Raw genomic sequence first — 6242 nt, forward strand, 5'->3', positions numbered from 1 at the left:
CCCGGTTCCGTACGATCCGCGACCTTGATCCGGTCAGCCCATGCAGTGGTACACCTTGCGCAGGGTCTCGTGGACGATCCAGACGGTCTTGGCCCCTTCGGCGAGCAGGCAGACCGAGCCGGGGACGAGTTCGAGGGTGGTGCCCCCGTCGACCTCCAGTGTGGCGCGGCCGGACAGGACCACGAACATCTCGTCACGTTCCACATCGGCCACGGTGCCCGGCGTGATCTCCCAGATGCCCCGGCTCTGCCTGCCGTCCGGAGAGGACCACAGCTCGATGGACGAGACGCGCGGGGAACCGGCCAGGATCTGGTCGGCTTCCAGCTCGTCCGGTGAGAGCTGCACGTCACCGGTGGGGACGGAGAACGCGCCGGCAGCGGTGGTCATCCGGGCCAGGTCGGCGGGCTCTGGGATGAGAATGTCGGGCATGGGGACCTTTCAGGGGCGGGGGTTGTCTCTCCGGAAGGACTCCAGCGCCAGGAGGGCGACATGGAGGGAAAGACAGGACTCGACATCGTCCAGATCGGTGTCGAGGACGCGTTCCAACCTGTGGAGACGGTCGTAGAAGGCGGGGCGTGACAGATGCGCCCGCTGGGCGGCGAGGGCCTTGTTGCGGCCCGCGTTGAGGTAGACCCGGAGGATGCTGGTGAGATCGCCGCCGCGTTGGGCGTCGTGGGCGAGCAGCGGGCCGAGCTCGCGTTCGGCGAAGGTCTGCAGCCGTGCGTCGTCGCGGAGGAGGTGGAGCAGGCCCCGCAGGCGGAGGTCGGGGAGCCGGTAGAAAGCGCGGCCGTCGGGCTGTCTGACGGCCACGTCGGCGACCTGCTCGGCCTCCAGGAAACTCCGCCGCACGTCGCGGACCGACTCGACCATGGAACCCGCGGCGAGGACGAAGGGGTTCGTGAAGGCCGCGCGCAGGTGGTCGGCGAGCGTGGTCAGCGCGGATTCGGGGAGGACACGCGGTGGCAGGGGGAGCAGGACGCCGACCCGGTTCTGGTCCAGGGCGCCGATCAGGGCGGGAAGGCGGGCCTCTCGGCAGGCGGCGGCGGCCGCGTCGCCCAGTTCGGCGAGCTGGGCGAGTTGCTCCTGGCCGTCCATCGGCTTCTCCGCTGGCTCGGCCAGGCGCAGCACCACGCTCATGAGCCTGCGACCGGTGAGCGGCACGCCGACCGCGCGGGCGCGGGCCGCGGCCTCCTCGGGGTCCGCGTACGCGTGGGTCAGGATTCCGGTGATGATCGTGCCGTGTGCCTGACGTTCCAGTGACTCCTGGTGGCGTTCCAGCAGGCGGCTCAGGGCGAGGGTGGTCGCGGCGCGTTCGGCGAGCACGATGTCGTGCGGTCCAGGCTCGGTGTCGCAGAGCAGGATCAGGCGGCCCCAGTCCTGGCCCCGAGCGCCGACCATGGTGACCAGCCAGCCTGAGGCCGCGTCGTAGGCGGTCCGCGGGTGGGGTGCCACCGAGCGGGAGCGCGTCTCCCAGCCGGCCAGTAACGTGCCCGTGTCACGTCCGGCGGTGTCGCATGCCAGGACCTGGTGGGCGAGGTTCTCCAGCAGCGCGGGGCGTCCGGACAGCCGGGTGACCTGGCCGAGCACCCTCGCGGGGGAGGCGCCCTCGACCGACAGCTCGGTGAAGACCTCGTGCAACTGCTTGGAGGCGCGGAGTTCCTCCAGCTGGATGTCGATGATCCGGGCGTGCACCGACTCGGTGATCTGCACGAACGGTGTCTCCATCGCCAGGGTCACCAGGGGCAGGCCGTGCGCCTCGGCGGCGTTGATCACGGCACGGGGCAACTCTTTGATGAACTTGCGGCCCAGCTCCACGATCAGCCCCGACGCACCCACGGTGGCCAGTTCGGCGACATAGTCGGCGAGCTTGTCGGGGTCGTCGGGCAGGGCTATGCCGGTGGTGAGCACGAGCTCACCCCCGCGTAGCAGGTGGGCGATATCGGTGACCTCGCCCACGTGCACCCAGCGCACCCGGCTGCCCAGCCGGTCAGCCCCCGCCACGACCTGTGGATTGCCCCGGCGAACGGTGTCCAGGGCGAGGACGTCGGCGACTGTAGGGAGCACACACAGAGAGTATCTGATCAGAATGTAAGTATGGGTGGCCCTCCTTTTACATGCTGTTTACCCGCTATCCGCGTTCCTGCGGTAATGGGCCCGCGGCACCGTCCGCCCGGGATCGCTACTGAAGGCCCGGCCGCGGGGGCGGTGTCGCGCCGGGGTCCGCCGAGGCCGGTGCCGGTGCCGAGGCCGCGCGGTTCAGGCGGGCTTCCAGGCCGTCGAGGAGGCAGGTCAGGCCGAACTCGAAGTTGAGCGCCCTGGTGGTCTCGACGTCGATCTCCCGGAACTCGGCGTAGCGGGCGGCCAGTTCGGGGTGGCCCGCCGCGGCCTTCTCCACCAGCGGGTGGAGGGCCGCGTTCAGCTCGTTGGACCCGAGGCCGGTCCGCCCCATCATGGTCCGCCAGGAGATTTCGGGCATGGTGATCCCGGCCACGTAGGCCATGAGCGTCGAGGCGGCGTAGTCCTGGTCGAGGCCGCGGAACCCGGCGTGGTCGAAGGTGGCGGCGAGCCGGGTCATCAGCAGTATCGCGTTGGGGCCGATGCCGGGGACGGTCCCGACGAGGTTGATCACCCAGGGGTGGCTGAAGAGCATCTGGCGCATGCTGTACGCGAAGGAGGAGGCGGAGTCGCGCCAGGTGGTCTCCCGGGCGTCCAGGACCGTCAGCTCGCCGTAGACCTCGTCGAGGGCCAGCTCCAGCAGCTCGTCCTTGTTCGCCACGTGCCAGTAGATGCTGGTGGCCCCCGAGCCGAGCCTGGCGCCCAGGCGGCGCATGCTCAGTGCGTCCAGCCCCTCCGCGTCGAGCAGTGCCATCGCCTCGCGTACGATCTGCGCGCGATCGAGCCCTGGGCTCTTGGCGGTGCGCGGCTCGCGTGTCCAGACGGAGCTGAAGTGCTGTTTCACGCTCCAAGCATAAATCCGATAGTACATCGTACGAGCTTGTCGTACATTGTGCGAGTGGAATCGAACACCGTACGAGTCGAACGCGATCCGAGGCGCTGGTGGATCCTCGGAGTGCTCTGCCTGAGCCTGCTGGTCCTGGTGGTGGACAACACGGTCCTCAACCTGGCCATCCCGGCGTTGATGGTCGACCTGGGAGCCACTCCGGCGGACATTCAGTGGATCATCGACGCCTATGTCCTGGTCTTCGCCGGGCTGCTGCTCACCTCGGGCAGCCTGTCGGACCGCTACGGCCGTAAGCGCTTCCTGATCATCGGCCTGCTGCTGTTCGGCGGTGCCTCGCTGGTCGCGGTGCTGGTCACCGAGCCCTGGCAGCTGATCGGTGCCCGCGCGCTGATGGGTGTCGGCGGCTCCATCCTGATGCCGAGCACCCTGTCGATCCTGATCACCGTCTTCGACGAGGAGGAGCGCCGCAAGGCGATCGCCGCGTGGAGCGCGGTGGCCATGGTCGGTGTGATCGCCGGTCCCACGCTTGGCGGTTTCCTGCTGGAACACTACTGGTGGGGATCGATCTTCCTGCTCAACGTGCCCGTCGCGATCGTCGCCGTCGTCGCGGCGGTGCTGCTGATGCCCGAGTCGCGCGGTCCGGCGAGAAGGCTCGACCCGCTCGGTGTGGTGCTGTCCACGGCCGGCATGGGCGCCCTGGTCTACGTGGTCGTCTCCGCCCCGACGGCGGGCTGGACCTCGGTGGAGTCGCTGGCCGCCGCCGGCGTGGCGGTGGTCGCGCTGGGGGCGTTCGTGATCTGGGAGCTCAGGTCGGAGCATCCGATGCTCCCGCTGGAGCTGTTTCGCGACCGGAACTTCAGCGGTGCCTCGTTCTCGATCGTGCTGATGTCGTTCGGCACGGGCGCGCTGCTGCTGATGCTCACCCAGTACCTGCAGTTCGTGCTGGGCTACGGTCCCATGCGGGCCGGTCTCGCACTGCTGCCGTACGCGGTGGCCGCCGCGCTGTTCAACGCGGTCGGCGCCGGGCTGGGGCAGCGGGTCAGCAACCGGGTGCTGGTCGCCGTCGGCCTCGCCGTGATGGCGGGCGGCTTCGGGGTGCTCGCCTTCATGACCGCCGACACCGGGTACGGCATGTTGATCACTGGTCTCATGCTCATGGGGGTCGGCGGCGGCCTGGCGGGTCCCGCGGCCTACGCGACGCTGATGGGCGCGGTGCCGCCCGCGCACGCCGGTGTCGGGTCGGCGCTCAACGACACGGTCCAGCAGGTCGGCATGGCGCTGAGCATCGCCGTGCTGGGCAGCGTGCTGGCCGGGGTCTACACCTCGTCGATGCCCGCGGACGCCCCGGCCGTCGCCAGGGAGTCGATCGGAGAGGCGCTGCGGCTGGGGGATCCGGGGGTGATCGGGACCGCGCGCGAGGCGTTCGTCTCCGCCATGTCGTTCGGCTCCTGGGTGGGGGTCGTCTTCACCCTGGCCGCCGCCACGCTGGCGTTCCTGGTGCTGCGGCCCGCGCCCGTGGTCACGGCCGCCTCGGAGGCCGACCTGGTGAAGACCGAGGGCTGAGGGGTTCTCCGGCCGCCACCCCGGCGTGCCGGGTCACCGGCCGATCCGGCCGATCCGGCCGGACGGATCGGCCGGTGACCCGGGCGTACCGACCTGACAGTGTGATGGGTTTGGTGGCTATGTGCCGACATGTTGCCGGTATGAGGTGGTGGCCCCGAGCGGTGATACTCGATGTATGTCGGACCTCCTTGCGCGCCATCGCGCGGTAATGCCCAACTGGCTGGCCCTCTACTACGACGAGCCCATCGAGATCGTCTCGGGCAAGGGCAACCGGGTAGTCGACGCGTCGGGCAAGAGCTACCTCGACTTCTTCGCGGGCATTCTGACCAACATGATCGGGTACGACGTGCCAGAGGTGCGGGAGGCCGTGGAGCGGCAGCTCGCCACCGGGGTCGTGCACACCTCCACGGTCTACCTGCTGCGCGGTCAGGTCGAGCTGGCCGAGAAGATCGCCAGGCTCTCCGGCATCCAGGACGCGAAGGTCTTCTTCACCAACTCCGGTACCGAGGCCAACGAGGCCGCGCTGTTGCTGGCGACCTACGCGCGCAAGTCCGACCAGGTGCTCGCCATGCGGCAGAGCTACCACGGCCGCTCCTTCGGCACGATCGGCGTCACGAGCAACCGCTCCTGGAAGAACAACTCGCTGTCGCCGCTGAACGTGCACTTCCTGCACGGAGCCGACCGGCACCTCGCCCAGTTCCGCGGCCTGTCCGACGCCGGCTACATCGAGGCCTGCGTCGACGACCTGCGCCACGTGCTCTCCACGGCCGTCGGAGGCGACGTGGCGGCGCTGATCGCCGAGCCGATCCAGGGCGTGGGCGGCTTCACCATGGCCCCCGACGGGCTGTTCGCCGCCTACAAGGAGGTCCTCGACTCCGAGGGGATCCTGTTCATCTCCGACGAGGTGCAGACCGGTTGGGGCCGTACCGGCTCGGCCTTCTTCGGCATCCAGAACCACGGTGTCACGCCCGACATGATGACCTTCGCCAAGGGGCTGGGCAACGGCTTCGCGGTGGGCGGCGTCGTCGCCCGGGGTGACCTGATGGACAACCTGCACGCCGTCGGACTGGCCACCTTCGGCGGTAACCCGATCTCCATGGCCGCTGCCAACGCCACCCTGGACTACGTCCTTGACCACGACCTGCAGGCTCGCGCCGCCAGGACCGGTGCTCTGATCATCGACGGGCTCCGCGAGGCCGCGCCGCGCCTGCCGATCGTCGGCGACGTCCGCGGCAGGGGCCTGATGTTCGCCGTCGAGCTGGTCGACCCGGCGACGGGCGAGCCCTCCCCGGCGCTGGCCAACCGGTTCATGGAGGAGAGCAGGAAGGCCGGCCTGCTGGCGGGCAAGGGCGGGCTGCGGGGCAACGTGCTCCGGATGGCCCCGCCGCTCACCCTCACCATGGAGGAGGCCGCCGAGGGCCTCGGAATCATCGTCACCGTGCTCGAAACCGTCAACGCCGAGGTCGTCTCGTGAAGAACGTCACCCACTGGATCGGCGGGAGCCCCGTCGAGGGCTCCGGCCGTACCTCCGAGATCTTCAACCCCGCGACCGGGGAGGTCGCGGGACAGGTCCGTCTCGCGTCCGTGACCGAGGTCGACGCGGCCGTGGCCGCCGCCGTCGAGGCCTGGCCCGCCTGGCGGGACGCCTCGCTGGTCAAGCGCTCGCAGGTGCTGTTCCGCTTCCGTGAGCTGATGTACGCCCACCGCGACGAGCTCG

The 6242-nt window shown here is 69.8% G+C and carries 6 protein-coding genes; 3 read left to right on the plus strand and 3 right to left on the minus strand.

What is annotated here, in order from left to right; genetic code table 11:
- Positions 1 to 33: 33 nt before the first annotated feature.
- From AB0J58_RS43810 to AB0J58_RS43820, 3 genes are all read right to left on the minus strand, one after another.
- Positions 34 to 429, minus strand: coding sequence for a cupin domain-containing protein (locus tag AB0J58_RS43810; protein ID WP_343982759.1), 396 nt, complete (start codon positions 427 to 429; stop codon positions 34 to 36).
- A 9-nt stretch (positions 430 to 438) separates the two neighbouring features.
- A complete protein-coding gene (locus AB0J58_RS43815; RefSeq protein ID WP_364227496.1) occupies positions 439 to 2064 on the minus strand; it encodes a PucR family transcriptional regulator in 1626 nt (541 codons plus the stop codon).
- Between the two features lie 115 nt (positions 2065 to 2179).
- The gene (locus tag AB0J58_RS43820; protein ID WP_364227499.1) at positions 2180 to 2959 is read right to left on the minus strand and encodes a TetR/AcrR family transcriptional regulator C-terminal domain-containing protein; all 780 of its coding nucleotides are present in this window, start codon (positions 2957 to 2959) and stop codon (positions 2180 to 2182) included.
- A 54-nt stretch (positions 2960 to 3013) separates the two neighbouring features.
- Here AB0J58_RS43820 and AB0J58_RS43825 point away from each other — a divergent pair, with 54 nt between their 5' ends.
- The 3 genes from AB0J58_RS43825 to AB0J58_RS43835 form a co-directional block, all read left to right on the plus strand.
- A complete protein-coding gene (locus AB0J58_RS43825) occupies positions 3014 to 4525 on the plus strand; it encodes an MFS transporter (protein WP_364227502.1) in 1512 nt (503 codons plus the stop codon).
- 175 nt (positions 4526 to 4700) lie between these two features.
- Entirely contained in the window at positions 4701 to 5999 is a 1299-nt protein-coding gene (locus AB0J58_RS43830; protein WP_364227505.1) for an aspartate aminotransferase family protein, read from the plus strand.
- Positions 5996 to 6242 (plus strand): aldehyde dehydrogenase family protein (locus AB0J58_RS43835; RefSeq protein WP_364227507.1); only part of this gene is annotated, 247 nt, incomplete at its 3' end. The genes AB0J58_RS43830 and AB0J58_RS43835, both read left to right, overlap by 4 nt.

The sequence above is a fragment of the Streptosporangium sp. NPDC049644 genome, assembly GCF_040675205.1.
Lineage (GTDB): Bacteria > Actinomycetota > Actinomycetes > Streptosporangiales > Streptosporangiaceae > Streptosporangium > Streptosporangium fukuiense.

Excerpts from the sequence above, each read along its gene's own strand:
- AB0J58_RS43810 (WP_343982759.1), bottom strand. The coding sequence starts at position 429 with ATGCCCGACATTCTCATCCCAGAGCCCGCCGACCTGGCCCGGATGACC.
- AB0J58_RS43830 (WP_364227505.1), top strand. The coding sequence starts at position 4,701 with ATGTCGGACCTCCTTGCGCGCCATCGCGCGGTAATGCCCAACTGGCTG.